The following is a 17,788-nucleotide window of genomic DNA, read 5'->3' as shown; positions in this document are numbered from 1 at the left end:
CAGCGATACACCCAGCGTCGGTGGCCCCATGCTTGCCTTCGGCGCGCGCCTGCTGGCGAGCGTGAGCGTGCGGAGTCAATCCTCCGCACACGACTTCACCTGAGCGGCATGCTCACAGGGTTTCTTCCGGTATCAGTCTCAGTAGCTTGCCGTCCACCCCATCGGTAAGCGCATAGACGGAGCCATCTGCAGCGACCATGACGTCACGAATCCGTTCACCCAATTCGACGAGCAGCCGCTCCTGGCGCACCACGCGATCACCGTCACGAACGAGCCGGCGGATGCTCCGCTCACGCAATGCAGGCACCAGCAGATCTCCCTGCCATCCCTTGAAGAGGGCGCCTTGATACACGGCAAGACCCGAGGGCGCGATGGACGGCGACCAGACCACCTCAGGGTCCTCGAACGCCTTGTGCCGGGTAAACGGGCTCACCCGTGCAAATGGGTAGTCGATCCCGTGACTGACCATCGGCCAGCCGTAGTTTGCGTCCGGTCGAAGTCGGTTGAGCTCATCACCGCCGCGCGGCCCGTGTTCGCTGACATGGATGGAATCTGTGACAGGGTCATGCACGATGCCCTGCGGGTTGCGATGCCCGGAGGTGTACAGGGTCCCCACGCTCGCGCCAGGCGCGAGCTCTATGCGCATCACCTTGCCCAGCGAGTTGCGCACATTCTGCGCTTCCTCCCGGCGGGCACTACCGTCGCCCACGGTCATCAGCAGGGTGTGCGCGTCGAGAAAGGCCAAGCGGCCGCCATTGTTGCCGTCGCTGGCTTTTGGCGTGGATTCGAAAAGAATCTCCACCTGTTCCATGGACCACGCATCGCCAACGCGTTCCAGCGCGCCACGGATCAAGCGAACACCCACGCCGCGTTGATCTCGATAACCCTGCGTCAGATACACGCGGCGATCGGTCTCGAAATCCGGCGACAGCGCAATGTCCATCAGGCCGATCACGCGTTCACGCTGATAGCCCGCGGGCATTTCGGAGAGATTGACGTCCACACGTGCACCGGCGCGGTCAATCAGCTTCAGGCGGCCAGCCATTTCGGTGACGAGCAGCGTTCCATCGGGCAGTTCCGCCAGCGACCACGGCCACTGGAGGCCGCTGGCAACGGTTGCGACCTGGTAGTCGTTTGCCGCAGGCGGCTGTGCACGTTGCGCCGTTGGCTGCATAAACATGAATGAGACAAGCGGCAGCAGCACCAGGCCAGCCGGCAACAGCAAGGCAACTCCGCCGTGGGGGTGCGTTTCGCGCACGGCACGCGCCCTCAGCGTGTAGCTCACATAGCCTCCCACCAGCCCACACAGACTGAGCAGGGCGAAGCCGGGAATCTCCCGGATGGCGGCCACTGCCGGCATCGGAATCACACTGCGCAGCAGCGCCAGCACGACCGCCAGCCCGGCTACACCGGCGAGCAGTGCGCAGGGCAGGGCATGGAGGCCAAGCCGGCGCAGAATTGGCTGCAGACATGACGCAAGCACGCCGCCGGCCAGCGAAAAGCTGAACATTACAGGTCCGAACCGAGCCAGATCTTCGACGGTGACTGCGGCCCGTGCCGGCCAGCTGACTTGCAGGGCCAGCTGGGTAAGGGCATGCAGATTGATCTGGGTCTGGAGTAGGCTGCCAACAGCGGCCGTGGCCAGTGCAGCAGTGAGGGTGATTGAGACTGTTCGCAACCAGGAGCGCATGCAGGGAGTTCGTCAAAGCAGGCCGAATCCACACTCTAGCAATGAGATCCGGTGAACCTCCAGTGATGCATTCCGCTGAAGAATTCACAGCGGAGGAACTGCACGGCGGCGACCCTCTACGGACCTCCCCTCTACGTAAAGCCTCTCTTCCCATGCCAAACAAGCAACTCACGACCATCAATCCGCTGACCGAAGAAGTGCTCGCCACCTATTCCTACATGTCTGACGGCGAAGCCGCCGCCACGGTGAAGGCAAGCCATGACGCATTTCTTCAGTGGCGACTGCGCAGTCTGGATGAGCGAGCGAACGTCATCGCGGACATCGCCAAGGCGCTTCGTGCGCGCAAGGAAGAGTTCGCGCAGCTGATGACCGACGAGGTCGGCAAGCTCATTGAAGACAGCCGTACCGAAGTCGAGCTGTGCGCCAGCATCTGCGACTACACCGCCAAGCAAGGGCCCGTCGCCCTGGCCGATGAAGAGCGCGACGTGGAGGGCGCCACCGGCATTGTGACTCACGCCCCGATCGGCGTGGTTTACGGCATTCAGCCGTGGAACTTCCCGGCCTATCAGGCCATCCGCTATTCCATCGCCAGCCTGATGGCGGGCAACGGGGTGTTGCTCAAGCATGCCGAGAGCTGCACCGGGAGTGGGCTGCTGCTGCGTGACATCTACGAAAGCGCCGGGCTGCCCAAGGGGCTGTTCGGGGTGCTGCTGATCACCCACGACCAGTCCAATGACATCGTGGAGAACGACCTGGTGCGCGCGGTGACGCTGACCGGGAGCGAGGCCGCGGGACGCACCGTGGCCGCCAAGGCCGGCGCGGCACTCAAGAAGACGGTGCTTGAGCTGGGCTCGAATGACGCCTATCTGGTGCTGGACGACGCCGACCTGGAGCTGGCGGTGGCGACCTGCGTCAAAGGCCGCCTGTTCAACAACGGGCAGACCTGCGTCAACGCCAAGCGCTTCATCGTGACAAAGAAGAATTACGAGGCCTTCGTGAGCGCCTATGCAGAGGCCTTCGAAGCGATCCGGATGGGCGACCCGAATGCGGACAACACCCAGCTCGGCCCGATGGTCTCCAAGGCGCAGCGCGACAAGCTGCACGAACAGGTGACCAAGAGCGTCTCCCAGGGGTCACGCCTGGTGGTTGGCGGCGAAGTACCGGACCGCACGGGCTGGTTCTATCCGGCCACGGTGCTGGCGGATGTGGCGCCGGGGCAGGTGGCCTACGAGGATGAGCTGTTCGGCCCTGCAGCGGCCATCATCCGCGCCGAGGACGATGAGGATGCGATGCGCATCGCCAACGACAGCCGCTACGGCCTGGGCGGCGGCATCTTCAGCCGCGACGTGCAACGTGCCCGGGAGCTGGCCACCAAGTACTTCGACACCGGCATGATCTTCATCAACACCTTCGACGTGGCATCGCCAACGCTTCCGTTTGGCGGTGTGAAGGCGTCGGGCTATGGCCGCGAGCATGGTCCGGAAGGTCTGAAGGAGTTCGTGAACGTCAAGTCGATCAAGATTGCGGCTACAGCGTCGGCTTGATTTCGGCACCGGCACCGGCGCCGGGCTACAGGACTCTGCGCCTCCCTGCGTGCGTTGGCAGAGCCGGGTAGGGCGTCGGGCGTAGCGGCTCCGACGCTCGTCGGGCGCAGGCTTGAAGCGGTAAGCTTCCCCCAGCACAGGGGGAAGCTCATGCTCAAAAGGATTTCAGCAGGATTGCTGCTTTTTTCGCTTGCCTGCTCTTCGCTGGCGCAAGTGCATTCTGCAACGGGTCCCCGACCCAAGCCGTTGCCTCCGGCGCCCAAGGCGGCCTACAACTCGATGTCGAAGAGCACCACGCCGTTCAATTGCGAAGAATTGGCGTGGCCGAATCACCCACATCCCGGCATGAAAGCTTACTGCGAACGCGTTGAGGCCCGTACTCTGTCAGCTGAGGCCCAACGCGCCGGGCGCCCGGGACCGTCGGACAGCGTGATGAACCTGCCACCCTTGGGATCAGAGGACTCCAAGCGTTCGGGAACAGCATGTATCGGCGGTCAGGCGTTCCGGAAACTCCCGAATGGATGGGAGCAGGTCCATGCTGCTGCAGGCGACTGGCAGCGATGTCGGGAGCGGTAGCCAGGGGTGCGAATGGGGTTTTGTGTCGGCTACGGCCTAGCTTCTGCTGTTCGTCGCAGAGATTTGACGGCAAGCTAAGTCACTGATTTCTTGGGTCATAATTCTATCGCAACGCCACAATCTCCATGATCCAACGCAGATCTTTCTGTGCCTAGGATGCCAGTCGCAGACATTCCTTCCACTGGAAGGTCAGATGCCGACAATTCCGCTCTTCGGAGATCCGATGCAGACAATTCTGCATCTCAACGAACTAGTAAGGGGCGGTCCAGGTTTGGCAGGGAAGGATCCTCCATCCACTACACCTGACCGCCGGCTCTGCTTCGCTCCTTGCGGGCGCAGCCCAGCCACGCCAGAGTCAGAAGGCACGAGCTCCTTCTATGTCTGATCAACACCACTGGGCGGATCAGTGCGGCTTCATCATCGGTAGCAGAGCCGTCAAGTCGGCCGAGCAAGTGAAGGGCGGAGCTCGCGAAGCCGCGACCCAGTACCCGTTCGTATGCCCGCGCCAGGGCCTCGATCGCAGGGTTGTCAGACGGGAGGAGAGACATTGCCTGCGCGATCTCTCTTAGGACCGCCTGTGTGGGCCTACCCAATACACGGCCATCCAGGAACAGGTGCTCGCGGACTCTGTAGGCGGGGAGCAATACAACCGAAGCGCGCGAGGATGGCTGCCCCCCACCTTCCGAGGCCTCAGGCAAGCCTAAGCAGGCTCGCTCACGTGCCGAGAAGGTCGACTCGCGGAACTTCGCCGCAACTGAGGCCGTGATACGCGCCATCGGTCTTTCAAGCGCCTGAGGAAGCTCAAGAAAGAAGTCACGACCTGGCCCCATGGACGGGGCAAGGCGCGAGAACGCGGCCTTCTGGGAGCGAGCTTCGACGGATTGCCCATGACGTACGGTAGACGCCCTGATGAGCACGTCCGACGAGGCGTACTTCGGTCGGTACCAAGGGTAAGCCCTGCCGCGAAACAGGACTGCCGCCTCCTCGGCGGACGTCAGATCATCTCCCACCCCGATCAGCGTTCGCCGACCTCGACTCGCCCCGGCCCAGCGAAGGTATCGCTTTATCCAGCTGCCACGAAGGTCCTCGATCCTACCTTCTTCGTCAAGGGTATTCCGGCTCGAAACCGGGTCATGCCCGCATGGGCATAGTAGGGGAGGGGCATCGGAGCGAAAGCCATGCCATAGCGGTCTCGAGCAATGGTCGCACTGAGATGAGAGGGGTTGCGAGTGCCACGGACACCGGTTGACCCAAGGCATCTGGAACAACATCGAGTGATACCCAGTTTTCATGCACTCAGTACACCCCGACAGGTATGGACGCCAGTGCGTCGCAGAACCGCCGAATGCTTGCCAAGCAGTTGGCTGCCACAGTGGCGCGAGGATAGACGCAGCAGGAATTCTTGCCGCAATCGAAGTTCTGGCCTTTGCAGAGAGACAGAGCTGACGACACAAATCCTCGGTGTACCTTGGGCGAATGCCGAACGCACCATGACCATCACTGCAGTAAAGGCTATTGAATCTCAGCGTCTGAACAACGAATCCGAACGGGGAAATGCCGGCACTCCACGCTGGCGGTAGGTGGGCTACAGTTCTGACCTCACTGTCGCTATCCATTGATGCCTCCATCTGCTGTGAAAGTCAGCGCTCCCGATTCGCCATCAAAGGCAGCAAGATCCGAGAAGGCGACCGACATTTCAATGTCACTAGACGTGACCTCCTTGAAGCCAATTTTGCAGATGACCCTGGTCGCCAAGTAGTACGCAATGAGGCGCATAGCCTTGAGAGGCCACTCATCTTGACTGGAGTGCCCGGCTGCGGCGCGACAGCTGCAACCGGCATTCCAGATCTGCTCACTGAAATGCCGTAAACGGAACTCCCCGTCGTAGAGCTCTGGCGCAAGGCTCCTGGGCAAGGTAACGCCGGCTCCGGCGCTAGCCTCTACCTCGTCCTCGAAGCGCTCCAAGAACGTCTCAACGTCCAGGGCCCCTCGAATTCCATGCAGGCGATGGTAGCGGGTCAAGAAGCGCCCACGGACCTGAGGTGTGACCGTGGTTCTATTGATCTCTTCGCGCCGGCTGGAAGTGTGATTGTCCTGAAACAGGAAGATGACAAAGAGCGAAATGCCCTTCTTCTCCAGCGCGTTATCGATTGTAATGAAATGTTGAAAGGCGGCTTGCTCCAGCAAGTTTGCATCATCGGCGATGAAGAATAGCGATCCGCCGCCTGCAGACCTGAGCATCAGATCAACGGTATTAACGATCCTCTCGATCTTTCGGTCAGCAGCCTGGTGGGAGATCACTTGTGAGCCGAGCTGTGAAATGAACCAGTCCAGGAATGCGGACTCTCCAGGACCAAGCACCCGGAGGTTTGCCTGCTTGGCCACGTATTTGCATTCTGTCCATTCAGTGTTTGCGCAGATGAACTGCGCGAGGGTACTTTTTCCGAACCGGGTCAGCGAATGAAACCCGATACCGCGGTAGTCAACCTCAAGTGCGGAGATGATCTTGGTCAGAGCATCTTCCATGCCGCGGGTCGGGATGATGGGCTCTCCTTTGTAGTTGAACGTTGTCATTGCTTCGGCCCCTTCCTGCCCAAGTTGACCCGGCCGGTAATGGGTACGAACAAGTCCTCAGCAGGTGCTCGCTGTTGGCCGGTCTCGGCCAAAGGCAGTGTCGTTTCCTTAGCCACCGGTGAAGCCTCAGATGCCGCATCTAGGTCACGCCGGTGTCGCGTTGCTGCAAGCGCAGCGCCGTGCTCTGAGCTGAAGTTCCTTCTTACATGCTCCCTGTACGCGATGACCGCATCTTCTGCACCACTGATCTCGAAGCCATCCGTTCGGCTTCGGCGTTGGATTAACCGCCTAAGCGCAAGGCTATGCGGTGAGCGACCCCAAGGGCGGAGCGCCCTCAGGACTACGAACAGCTCTCCTGACGCGGTGTATAGATGCAAGAACCTTCCATCGTGGATGTCGACCTCTGCCGCGAATTTCTGGCCTAACAAGTCCCACCTGTTCTTCATTGATGCGGCTCGATACTTCGCGTGCCCAAAGCGCGCATAGGGCTGACGCCTCTTACGTCGATCTCCACGAATGGTTACGGAGAAGTTGTGCTTCGAAAGTGACCGAGCCCGATCCTCGTGATCCTTGGTGGCAAACAGCCATCCGCCAGACGCTGCAAAAGACTGAAGCGCCTCGACTGGCGTGCGGTTCTGGAGCGTGTTGATCGGCGATATGTTAGAAGCCGCGATCGTGACATCCATGAGATCTTCGAGTGCCGTGGGCTGCATTGGGAAGTTCTCGAATTTGTAGCCATTCGTTTTGGTCGCATCGGACAGCTCGCCCGCCGGCCGGAACCCGCCTGGCAGCTTTCGGACCACCGCTTCTTCCATCCGCTTGTTCCACGCTTCGAGGTGACCACGCGTTTCAGGAACATGGCTATGCCCAAGATGAATGACACCCATCAGCTCCGACGCCATTCGCAACCTATTGACCTTCAATTTGTGAGCCATCGCATTGTCGACACTCGTAATTGCTCCCGTTGCCACAAATCCAATGACGGACAAGGATCCGATGCACGCCCCTGGCTCATAGTTCATTGAGGGCACAACGAGGTCACGAACGGACCTTTCTCGCAAGCTTTCTGCGCATGCCGCGTTGAATTCGGTTCCGTTGTAGTTGGTGGAGAAGGAGAGCCACCAGCTAGAGCAGAGCCGCATCAGCGCGAAGTAGCCGACTATCAACCACGTCTTCGTGATCGTTTGGAAGAACGGGTTCCCATCCGCGTCCTCGCCTTCAACATTGAAATTCGTGTCCAAAGAGTGTCCATCGAACTGCACCCAGTCACCCATCTGTAGCGCAAACACTTCGTTCAGCTGGCTGGCTAGGGTTGCGTCCTCTATCTCGAAGCCATCATCTACAAACGGAGAGCCTTGACGCAGTCTTTTTAGGTACTGCAGGACGCTTCTCCTCGCACATGATTTGTCGTTAGCTGGATAGCGATCTGCCGGAACCGACTTCTGCACAGTCTTCTTCAGTAGTTTGAAGAATCGATCAAACTTGGGGCTGCGCTCATTTCTCGAAGGCAGTGGGCCGGCGTAGCCTATGAGCATTTCTTCGAATTCCGGGAGCTTTCTCAGGAACGAATTGAATGCTCCCGGTCCCGCAGCGGCTGGAAATTCTGCGGCAAGGCGTTGGCTGGTATTTCTTACTCTGTATGGCAGGCAGGCGCGCCAACCCCACGGCCGCCCATCTGGGGACGTCTGCTGTGTGTTTCGCAGCGTCAATGCAAGCGTCTTGGCGTTCAGCCCGTGACGCTTCGCGACCGCAGCGATCGAGGAGCCTGCGACGACGGCATGAACTGCGTCAACGCGAGCCTGGTAGGACTTGAGTTGGTTTGAGGTCAGCCCTTGAGGACTAAGCAGATCCCAGGACAGTAGCTCCTCGCGACTCACCCCGCTCATGGGTTTGCTCCCAGCGTAACTGACGACGAGGTCCGAAGCCTCTCATTGAAGTTGATCGCCAGGTCCCCGCGATGTACCAGAAGACAGGTCGCACTGCGAATATCCCGCCAATCGAACGTCGGGCGCAGGCTCGTTTCGATTGCATGGAAAGAGCTGACGGGGTGCCTTCTCATGTGGGTCATCACTGCGTCAATGAAGACACTGATTCCTCGCGACCGTCTAGCTGCCTGCACATAAGGAAGCAGCTCAAGTCGCGTGGCATTGGCCACCCGTGCTGCAAGAATGGACTGCAACTTCCGGATTGCAAGGTCCAAACCCGCACGCTGTGAAGCTTCCATCAGTTCGGCGCAAAACTGCTGTTCGGCGCGGAGCGCCGGAACAGTGGCGGCGGCCTGTCTGCGGAATACGATGAAGCTTTCGGTGCCACACTTCCTGGAGATCCAGAAGCAGAGCTCAACATCTCGGCCACGCACCAGTAATGTTCTAGGGCGCTCAACGTAGGTTGCCACGCTTGGATCAAACTCCAGATCCAGCGCCAAGGCCAAGCGGCATGGTTCCACGACAGCAACCAGGCGTTGGTTATTCCTTGGTGACTGGTAGTAGTAGGCGTCCAGTCTGGTGGATTCAGAGGGCGTGAGTGGGCGAGCGGTGTACGCCTCCTTGCTAGACGCGGGCGGGGTGTCTGATGAGGTGACTGAAGGGTGGGGAAGACTAGCCATGACGCCTCTCCCATTGAATCCCTAGCCGGTGGCCGGCAGGGGAGGCGGTGACCGGAGGAGCGGCAAGGGCATGGCACCGAAACTGAAAGAAGCGAGCCGCGTACCCAGCTAGCCAGTCATGGTGACTGTTCGCGGCAGTCATCACGGGGTAGTGGCGGGTGATGCCGCGCAGAGTGGCGACTAGCCGGCTTCGGCGTACAGGCCAAGCGGCATAAGAAGTTTCGGTGGGGCGCAGGTTGGGGTGATTGACCCGAGCAGTGTCGAACATTACCGGGCAGGCAGCTCCTGAAAGCATGGTTTTCTCCGGATTAGGTGCACGGTGGCACCACACCGCGAGGGACGGGGCGGGCCAGGGCGCAACCTTCACTCGGGTCGGCATATGCCGGCCCATGTAAAGGCAACACCTGTCTGGCCGACCATCACTGGCGGCTTGACTTCGCGGAAGAAATGAAGGAGCCTAAACCTGTTGGTGTTTAGTACTTCCTACCTCTCGCTCTTTCGAGAGGCTAATGCCCTCGTTGACGCGGGGGCATTGTCATTTCCAGGGGTCAGAGAGGGCGGTTTCAGCTCATGCTCAGGGCTTCCTGGTGGGTTGGGAAATGCGGCTAGCCGCCGGACGATGCCTTCGCAGAATCCACGAAGGCGGCAACATCGACAGTGTCGGCAAACCAGCCGCGGCGCTTGGGCAGCAGGAACATTTGGAAGGGCAGCGACCCGCGTGCGCGCGCCTTGGCCAACGACGCAGTGCTCTTGTAGCCAAGGATCCTTGCGGTCTGGGCCGCAGACAGAACAGCGCCGAAGGTGCGCAGGTACTTCGTTTCGAGCGAGTCTTCGGACATCTGCCGTACTCAGTCGTGGTCTGGCCGCGCAAGGTCGCGCACTGACAACAACTCTACTCGTGCGCGCAACCCCCTGCAATATGGCTAACATATTGATTGCAATGCACTTAATTGCGGGCAATTAGGCGTGGAAGCACTTTCAAATCGCATGGTTGGGAATGCGAAATTGCGCCGGTTGGGCTTTCAAAGCTTGAAAGCTTGCGGTTGAGTTCCTCGTGTCATTAGCGACCGCTTGTGAGGAGCTAGGAGACACCCCGGTAGCGTTCGACTCCTGCAACGTTCCGAAAAGCGATCTCCCTTGAGGAGCGCCCCCCCCATGGATAGGGCATCCAGAGCCGGTGCTTAGCCGGAAGATCAAATCAGAAAGCATGATGCACTGGGAATCGCGGAGTAGAGGGCGGCGTAGAAGACGCAGTCGAGCAGAAGACTCGGACGCCGGGTTGTGAGGTGCTTTGGGCCGGAAGTTGTCCTCCGCCAAACGCGGGAGGAGGCATCCAGCTTCATGATTAGGATTCGTTATCGGGGGTAGGGTAGATGCCCACTTCTGGCCGAAGTCGGACATCTGCGAGATGGATTGCCGCCGCTGGGACGTATGCCGGCGAGGGCGACATCACGCACGCCGCTTCCCTCGATCCGGTGAGGCAGTCGTTCCATGGACGTACTGTCGAGCTGGTGGCTCGATGGGGTGCAATGGCGATGGATGAGGACTGTATGAGGGAAAGACCCTGGCGACCGTCGGCCCTCTTGTTTCCCGAAAGCCAAATGCAATGGCTGCCAAGGGGTGACGCCCCCACCTGATTCGAGGGGGATTCATTCAATCAAGGTGCCATGGTGCCGACTTTACCGGATCGATAGCGTGCTGCTACTTTACAGGCGGTGGCAGCAGGGTAATGAGCGCCATCCAAGGTGCAATGGTCAGGGCGGTAGCGAGGTAAGACCTCTTCAAGCACTTGAACTTAGCGACCAGGATCTTGGAATTCCTCCAGCATTGGCCCAACACGTCGCGCTCAAACCCATCCAGCGTTCTGGTTTCACACGCGCGCAGGAACTCAGACTCGGTCATTTTTTCGATTCGACTAAAGAAGATCAGCGAATTGGATCCGCCGCGAAGATCGGGAAAATAGCCCAACCACAGGTTCCAGAAGCTCAAAGTGAGGGGCGTCAGGAACAGCACGCCAACGACTGAAACAAGCAGGGTGAGATCTTCTGGCTTGGGGATTCGGGTGGAGAGCATCGCCAGCATGCCCAGGTTGATGCCCAGACCCACCGATAGCTTCGTGTCCACTCGCGAGAAGAAGCCAAGAACGAGTTGAAGCTGCTGCCATGCAGCGTTAACGCGGTCGCTTTGATTTGGCTGGCGGTCGCCAGTATCTCGAACTTCTTGCATGTTGAGGGTTCTCTTTCTTCGTGCATCCGACTTGCTTGCGCCGGATGGCGTTGCGAAGACCGCATGTCTCCAAGGTCCCGCAGCAAGCCATTCCCGCTGCAGCGCATTGATCAAGGAAGGCCCTGTCGGCTAGCGCGCAGCGGTGCCGCTCCAGGACATAGGTCGCCAGAGCTTCGGCGTGGTCCGCGCATTCCGCTGTCGTGCGCTTCGGTCGGCAACCGCAGGGGCAGGCCAGCTTTCCGGAAATCAGGGAATTGCTGCGAAGTGAAACGCGCGCAATCAGTTGATCGCCACGCCACAGCTCCAGTCGACGCTTTCCCGGCCGCACATCTTGCCGGACTTCGAACAGACCGGCTTGCGCCGCCGCCTTGAATTCTGGGCCCAGGCATTCGGCCGCCTGCTCCGCGATAGCTTGATGCTTGGCCGCGTCGCCATGGGCGCGGCCGTTTTCTGCACCTGGGAAGACCCTGCGTACATTCGCGCTGATTTGATGGGCCAAGAATCGATACACCGTCGACCACCACTGTCTGGCTGCCGCTTCGTCGATAATGTGCCCCGGCTTACCGTCACCCCATCCCAGGCAGAAGCTTTGGTTGGGGTTGATGTGTCTGTCAGGGCAGAATTGCGGAAGTTGGTGGTGTCCTGGGGCTTCCTTAGCAGACACGTGCTCCCCGGCGATGGAGATCGCCAGGGTGAAAACATGCACAGCCCCGCCTGGACGAGTGACCGAGATCTCAGCCCTCCCTCCGCCTGCGGCGCGATGCAGCGTGGCACCGTAGTCCGATGCCACGCCTTGCAGCAATTCGAAGGCCAACGCCATCAGTGGATATCTGAGTGCGGGCGGATCGGCTGTTCAAGGCCGGGAACCACCGCGGGGGCCGCCTCTGCGTAATGGGCCGCCAACACCGCCTTGGCCACTGGGTCACCCGACGCGGCCAGTTCTTCCACCGCTGCCGCGTAATCGAGGTTGGCCACCTTTCGGTCAGATGCGAACACTCGACGAACTGCGTCGGTACCGGCGTTGTAGGCCTTCTCACCGATCGCGGTCTGCACGCCATCGCACTGCCGCTGTTCGGCCTCCGAGGCCAGCACCGCCCTGCCGGTTGCGCAGCGCACCAAACTGCCCTTCATTCCCAGCCGGGACAGTGCCAGCGGCCCAAGCTCAAAGCCGATGGCCAGACCCAGCTCCTCGGTGATCGAACCCTCGGAGTTCAAGTAGTCAATGGCCACGGCGAAGCTGCTGCGAAGTGCGCCTGCGCACTGTACAGCTGTACTCACCGTCGCTTCGGTGTCGGTCTCCTTTGAGGTACCTTCCAGCAGCACGCCTTGCAGGCAATCGCCGATAAAGCGAATGCGCCGCCCGGCAAAGTCCAAGTGCACTACCGCATCCAGCTCTGACCGCAGCACGTGGAGAGCGCGTACCAGATGCTGCGGATCCTCATCCAGATGCTTATCTACGAAGTTGGTGAAGCCGTCGATGTCTGCATACAGCGACACACCCTCGAAGCGCTTGGACTTGGCAGCGCTAAGCAGGCTGAAGTCCAGATCGGAAATCGGCGGGGTAGGGCGGCTGAATTCGAATTCGCCAATGGGCAGGTCCTCCTGCTCCTCCTTCCAGAGCTCTATGATCCGCGTCTTGGAAACGCCCAAGCCTGCCGCCTCAACGCAGGCCGCCACCTGATCCTGGGTCAGCGGCGTGGTGCGGTCTTTGTCGCCGCTCAGCGCCGGCAGCTCGAGCAGCGCCCGTGCACCATGGGTGAGGTAAATGCCCTCCGCCACGCCATGGCCGGCGCACTTGGCGGCCTGATTTGCCGGGGAGCCCAGGAAGAGCGGCTCGCGGCTGGCGCGGCGACCGTTGTTGACGGCCAGTGCCAGCCCGCTGTCGATACCCACACGGACCTGTGCATTAGGGATGTGCTCATCCGTATCGCCCGTTTCGGCCAGAACGTCGATGGTCAGCTGGGCAATGGCCACCGCGCGCTCGATCCGTGCGCGCTCATCGGCATCGCCATAGGGCTTGGTGACCACCGCATGCAACCGTTGGTTGTGGAAATCCACGCGGACCGTCTCACTCTCGACCAGGAGGCGGTGGACGGCGCGGTAATGCTGATTCAGGAAGCGGAGAGCGCGCTTGTGGCACGTTTCCCCTTCAACATTGGTGCAGTTGAGCATGTCCTGCAGATTGACGATGTCGATGTAGACATGCGCGCCGTTAACCCGATAGGCGCGGTTGACCGCGATATTGTCCAACGAGGTCTCGCGCGTGTAGTCACGAATATCGACCTTACGGACTTCCTCGTAACGCGTGGTAAGGCGCTTCTTGGTGCGGTCTTCCTTCCAGCTATGTCCCATCGTCCTGCTCCCTGCGGCCAAATGGAGACCGAGCCGGAGCGGGTCGCGTCGCTCTCGGGCCGGGCACCAACCGGTTTTCGGCTGGTTCATTTGTCGTATATTGGGAGCCAGTTCACACTTTCAAGGGAGGGAAGGTATGGGGGCGAGCATTATCGAGCGACTTTCTGCCGACGGCGGCAGGCGACTGGTGGCGGCCTTGGCCGAGTTCCGCACCCTGGCGGGGCTGGAGGCTGCTGCCACGCAGCTGGCTGAGGCCGGGGAACTGCTGGAAGTCGCGGCTGGCGCGTCCTTCATCACGCAAGAAGATGCCGAAACCGACGTGTTTTTCATCGTTGCCGGTGCGGTGGACGTGATCGTCAATGGCAAGGTGGTCAATACCCGCCGAGTCGGGGAACACGTGGGGGAGATGGCAGCCATCGAGCCGACCCAGTTGCGTGCGGCCACCATTACCGCCACCGAGCCCACAGTGGTGTTGAAGGTGCCTGAAAGCGATTTCAGTCGCGCTGCCGATGCACACCCATTGATCTGGCGGCGCTTGGCAGCTGCTCTGTCGCGCCGGCTGAAGGAGCGTAACCGAATGATTACGGCCCCCCGCGAACGGGTCCGGGTCTTCGTGATGTCCTCGGTGGAGGCGCTGCCGGTCACCCGCCTGCTGGTGCAGCATTTCGAGCACGATCCCTTCCTGACGGTGGTCTGGGACCACGGCGTTTTCCGCGCGGCCAACTACACCCTTGATGAGCTGGAGGCCCAGCTGGAGCAGGCGGACTTTGCAATTGCCGTGGCGCATGCCGACGACATGGTGATCAGCCGCGGTGACGAGTGGCCGGTCATGCGCGACAACGTCGTCTTTGAGCTGGGCATGTTCATTGGGTTTCTGGGACGTCGGCGCGCCTTCCTGATGGAGCCGCGCGAAGACAAGCTGAAGCTGCCGAGCGATCTGGCGGGGCTGACTACCGTTCCTTACCGATACAAACCTGGTGCCGATGCCCGTGCCTTGCTGGCACCGGCGTGCGAGCAGATCCGCGCCCGGATTCTCGCCGCTGGACCGAGAGACTGACCATGACAGTGCTGGAAGAGATGACGGCAGCAGTGGAAGCGATCACGCAAAACCAATGGTCAACCCGACAGGGCCAGGTCGTGCCCGATCCTGAGGATCTGCGGCTCGGCAACGACGCAGTCGAGTTTGATCGCGCCACGGTCCTGTACGCAGACCTTAAAGGCTCCACCAAGATGGTCGATGCCGAGCATTGGTGGCTGAGCGCGGAGATCTACAAAGCGTTCCTGCATTGCGCCGCCACCATCATCAAGAAGGAGGGCGGCAAGATTACCTCCTACGACGGTGACCGCGTCATGGGTATCTGGGTCGGTAACCGGCAAGCCACGCCAGCGGCCAAGGCAGGGTTGAAAATAAACTACGCGGTCAAGAATATCGTCGTGCCGGCACTGCGGCGCCAGTATCCGCACTGGGCCGGCACCGTGAAGCAGGTGGTCGGAATCGACAGTAGTAGAGGGTCGGCAGGGAATCGTTACGTACAGGGCCAAAAACCGCCTAAGCGATTGAAACAAAATCATAATTTCCTTGTCCCGATAGCGGATCTCCCCGTCTATGGGGCCTGTTCAAGGACTTTCGCTGTATAGCTCAGCGGCGCCACTTCCCTATCAAGGTCGAGATGGTAGTCGCCGAAGCGATTGATGTGGCTGGTCCGATACGGCGACAGGCCGGCCAGGATCTCGGGCGTCAGTTCAATCCCCTCCTTCCGCATCTCAGCCAAGGTGCGGCTCATGCCCTCCACGTTGTGGAGGATGATCATGTTGGCGACCAGCTGGCTGTACTTGATGATCTTGCGCTGCTCGTGTTGGACGTTCTCAGCAATGATCCCCTGGCTGCCAAAGAAGACCCACTTCACGAAGCCGTTGTACTCCTCGCTCTTGTTGGTCGCAGCATGGATCGTTTTGCAGATCTCGTTGTCATCAATGTAGCGCAGCAAGAACAGCGTTCTGACGGCCTTGCCAAGTTCCCGGAAGGCGAAGTACAGCTTGTTCTTCCGACTATAGGTGCCCAGCCGGCGCAGGATCGAGGACGCGGTGATCTTGCCCAATCGGATCGAGATCACCACCCGCAGCATGTCGTGGAGATGGGTGGCGATCAGTTGCCAGTCGATGCTGTCTCCGAACAATGCCTGGATGTTCTTATAGGCCCTGCCAGGTTCGGGCCGGAAGAAATTCAGATCCTTGATGTTTCGTATCCTGGGCATCAGCTGGATGCCCAGCATGTGGGCCAGACCGAAGACCGGGTAGCTTTGGGCCTGCGTGTCGCCATGGACGATCTCAGGCTGGATGTCGGACGTGTTGGCCAGCAGGCCGTCGAGGATGTAGATGCCCTCGTGCACGCCACAGGGAATGAAGTGACTGAACAACGCCACGTATTTGTCGGATACGTGGTAGTAGCCGATGCCACCGTAACCGCCGTAACGGATGTGGTACTCCGACAACAGGTTGTCCTCGTAGACGCTCCATTTGGTGCCATCTGCTGAGGCGCTCTTCCCGCTGCCCCAATAGCCCGGCAAGTCGAATTTGTTGTAGGTATTGATGACCTCCACGATGGCCTTCTCAAGCACATCCTCGGTCACGTATTTGAGGTTGAGCCAAGCGACCTGGCGCCGACTGAAACCCTTGATCGACCGCGCCGTCTGCGTCGGCCCCAGGTTGCAGCCATAGCAAAATAGCGTGGTGATCACACGTCGGGGCAGATCTTCGACTTGGCTCTCGGTACCGGCGATCGGGCGGAAGAAACGGTGCAGATCCAGCCATTGGCTGGCATCGATCAGGACATCTACGATGCTGGACTCTGGGAGCCGTTCGGCGATGAGGCGATCCACGGCGGTAATCGCGCTGGAGACTTCGGCCCGTTGCCCCTTCCGCAGCACCAGGCGCCCATCTAGGATGTCCGCATGCGCGTTTTCCGGGAAACGCGCGTCAACCTCATCGGCCAAGGCGGTCAATTGTGCACGCAACCCCGCCACGAAAGACTCGGCGTCGGTGGGCAGGCCTGACACCTGACCATAGGCTTCCAGTTCCTGGGCCAAGGTGGCTTCATCGACCAGCTGCTCGCGGTAGTCGTCAAACCGTTCGCTGCTGGGAATGAAGAGATCTCCGGATTTCAGCTCGTCTTTGACCTGCACCAGCACGGCCACCTCAAAATACTTCCGGTGCATCCAGCCGGCGCCGGCCGCGCTGGCCCGCTTGCCGAACACGTGCTGACGCCAGAGCTTGGACATCCAGTCGAAGTCCTTTTCCGGGTCCAAACCGAGGGAAGCGACCTCGATCAGCTCACGGCGCTGGTTGCGCAGCGAGAGCACGGCTGCGATCAACGGCTCCATGCCGGCATCGTGGCTGGTCGCCCGCAAGTTCATCAGCTCAAGCCCATTGAACAGCAGCGGCCTGACCGCGCCATAGGGCTGCAGCATGAAAGGCAGGTAATTCTTCCCGGCGTAGGCCATATGTTCTTCGCATTCGGCCAGCAAGGTCGACACTTCCGCTTCCAGGCTGTTGTCGATGGCATCCACGCGCTGACTATCGCTGCCGTCGAGCTGATAGGCCTGCAGGATCTCCTTGAGCTGGCCGATGAGGAAGTCGGCCCGCTTGGCATGTTCGAGCTGGTAAGCCAGCAGCTTCTGCTGGGCCGTGTTCTCCAGCCCGCGCACCTGCTTGATGAACAACTCGGCTGCATCATCCAGCGTCTTGGCGTGCTGGGAGCGAATGAAGATGGTGGCCAGCGCATAGCGCTTGTCCTCAGCCAATTCGGCCAGTTCGCTGGCGTCATAGGCCCGAGCCATTGCACGGAATTGCTTGAGCTTGGGCACCGGCACATCGATGGGAGGCAGTTGGTCAGCCAACTGCTGCAGCATGCGGATGTGCTGCAGATAAAAACGAACTTCCTTGTTGGTCGGCCGGCCAGGCTCGCGCTTGAGCGATTGCCAGCCAGTAAATCTGGAGCCTTCCGGTGCGCGCAGCAATTCGTCAATGAGCGTGCGTGTGGCAGGCGTCAGTGCGTGGCTGATGCTGCGGTAGTACCCCAAATTGACCCGCTCGCGTGCGCCAATGGCGGCCAGCTCCAAGGTGCGGAAGCCTGGCAGTTCGTAGCGGTGGTGCACCAGCTCTTCGAGCAGGACGTTCACGATGTCCGGGATAGTGTGCTTGGTCTGGGCTGCTCCGGTGGCC

Annotated in this window: 11 protein-coding genes and 1 pseudogene; 3 read left to right on the top strand and 9 right to left on the bottom strand. The window is 60.3% G+C overall.

The window, feature by feature from the left end; translation table 11 throughout:
* Positions 1-112: 112 nt before the first annotated feature.
* Positions 113-1,690: a PQQ-dependent sugar dehydrogenase gene (locus C0R07_RS14435; RefSeq protein ID WP_102789244.1), complete on the bottom strand. Its 1,578-nt coding sequence runs from the start codon at positions 1,688-1,690 to the stop codon at positions 113-115.
* On the opposite strand from C0R07_RS14435, the gene C0R07_RS14430 reads away from it, so the two are divergent.
* The gene (locus C0R07_RS14430; RefSeq protein ID WP_254427859.1) at positions 1,663-3,234 is read left to right on the top strand and encodes an NAD-dependent succinate-semialdehyde dehydrogenase; all 1,572 of its coding nucleotides are present in this window, start codon (positions 1,663-1,665) and stop codon (positions 3,232-3,234) included. The genes C0R07_RS14435 and C0R07_RS14430 overlap by 28 nt on opposite strands.
* Positions 3,235-5,418: 2,184 nt before the next feature.
* Here the strand turns inward: C0R07_RS14430 and C0R07_RS14415 are convergent.
* From C0R07_RS14415 to C0R07_RS14395, 7 genes and pseudogenes are all read right to left on the bottom strand, one after another.
* Entirely contained in the window at positions 5,419-6,384 is a 966-nt protein-coding gene (locus C0R07_RS14415) for a hypothetical protein (protein WP_102789240.1), read from the bottom strand.
* Positions 6,381-8,270 (bottom strand): hypothetical protein, encoded by a 1,890-nt coding sequence (locus tag C0R07_RS14410; protein WP_146027616.1) that lies wholly within the window; start codon positions 8,268-8,270, stop codon positions 6,381-6,383. Before C0R07_RS14410 ends, C0R07_RS14415 begins: the two co-directional genes overlap by 4 nt.
* The gene (locus tag C0R07_RS19755) at positions 8,267-8,815 is read right to left on the bottom strand and encodes a hypothetical protein (RefSeq protein ID WP_146027615.1); all 549 of its coding nucleotides are present in this window, start codon (positions 8,813-8,815) and stop codon (positions 8,267-8,269) included. Before C0R07_RS19755 ends, C0R07_RS14410 begins: the two co-directional genes overlap by 4 nt.
* A gap of 779 nt (positions 8,816-9,594) precedes the next feature.
* On the bottom strand, positions 9,595-9,828 hold the full coding sequence (locus C0R07_RS14405) for a hypothetical protein (RefSeq protein ID WP_102789238.1): 234 nt from the start codon (positions 9,826-9,828) through the stop codon (positions 9,595-9,597).
* Positions 9,829-10,690: 862 nt separating this feature from the next.
* Complete coding sequence (locus C0R07_RS14400; protein WP_146027614.1) at positions 10,691-11,329, bottom strand: Pycsar system effector family protein; 639 nt, start codon at positions 11,327-11,329, stop codon at positions 10,691-10,693.
* Between the two features lies 1 nt (position 11,330).
* A pseudogene (locus C0R07_RS20310) lies at positions 11,331-12,035 on the bottom strand (E2 domain-containing protein); the annotation flags it as partial.
* Positions 12,035-13,567 (bottom strand): adenylate/guanylate cyclase domain-containing protein, encoded by a 1,533-nt coding sequence (locus C0R07_RS14395; RefSeq protein ID WP_102789236.1) that lies wholly within the window; start codon positions 13,565-13,567, stop codon positions 12,035-12,037. The pseudogene C0R07_RS20310 and the gene C0R07_RS14395, both read right to left, overlap by 1 nt.
* A gap of 136 nt (positions 13,568-13,703) precedes the next feature.
* On the opposite strand from C0R07_RS14395, the gene C0R07_RS14390 reads away from it, so the two are divergent.
* Both C0R07_RS14390 and C0R07_RS14385 read left to right on the top strand, forming a co-directional pair.
* On the top strand, positions 13,704-14,624 hold the full coding sequence (locus C0R07_RS14390) for a TIR domain-containing protein (protein WP_102789235.1): 921 nt from the start codon (positions 13,704-13,706) through the stop codon (positions 14,622-14,624).
* 2 nt (positions 14,625-14,626) lie between these two features.
* Positions 14,627-15,205 carry an adenylate/guanylate cyclase domain-containing protein gene (locus tag C0R07_RS14385; RefSeq protein ID WP_174704360.1) on the top strand — a complete coding sequence of 193 codons (579 nt, stop codon included), beginning with the start codon at positions 14,627-14,629 and terminating at the stop codon, positions 15,203-15,205.
* Here C0R07_RS14385 and C0R07_RS14380 read toward each other — a convergent pair.
* Positions 15,172-17,788 (bottom strand): Tn3 family transposase (locus C0R07_RS14380; RefSeq protein WP_102789234.1); only part of this gene is annotated, 2,617 nt, incomplete at its 5' end. The genes C0R07_RS14385 and C0R07_RS14380 overlap by 34 nt on opposite strands.

This window comes from Stenotrophomonas bentonitica (assembly GCF_002887735.1).
Classification (GTDB): Bacteria; Pseudomonadota; Gammaproteobacteria; order Xanthomonadales; family Xanthomonadaceae; genus Stenotrophomonas; species Stenotrophomonas bentonitica_A.
This window is presented reverse-complemented; position numbering and strand designations above follow the sequence as displayed.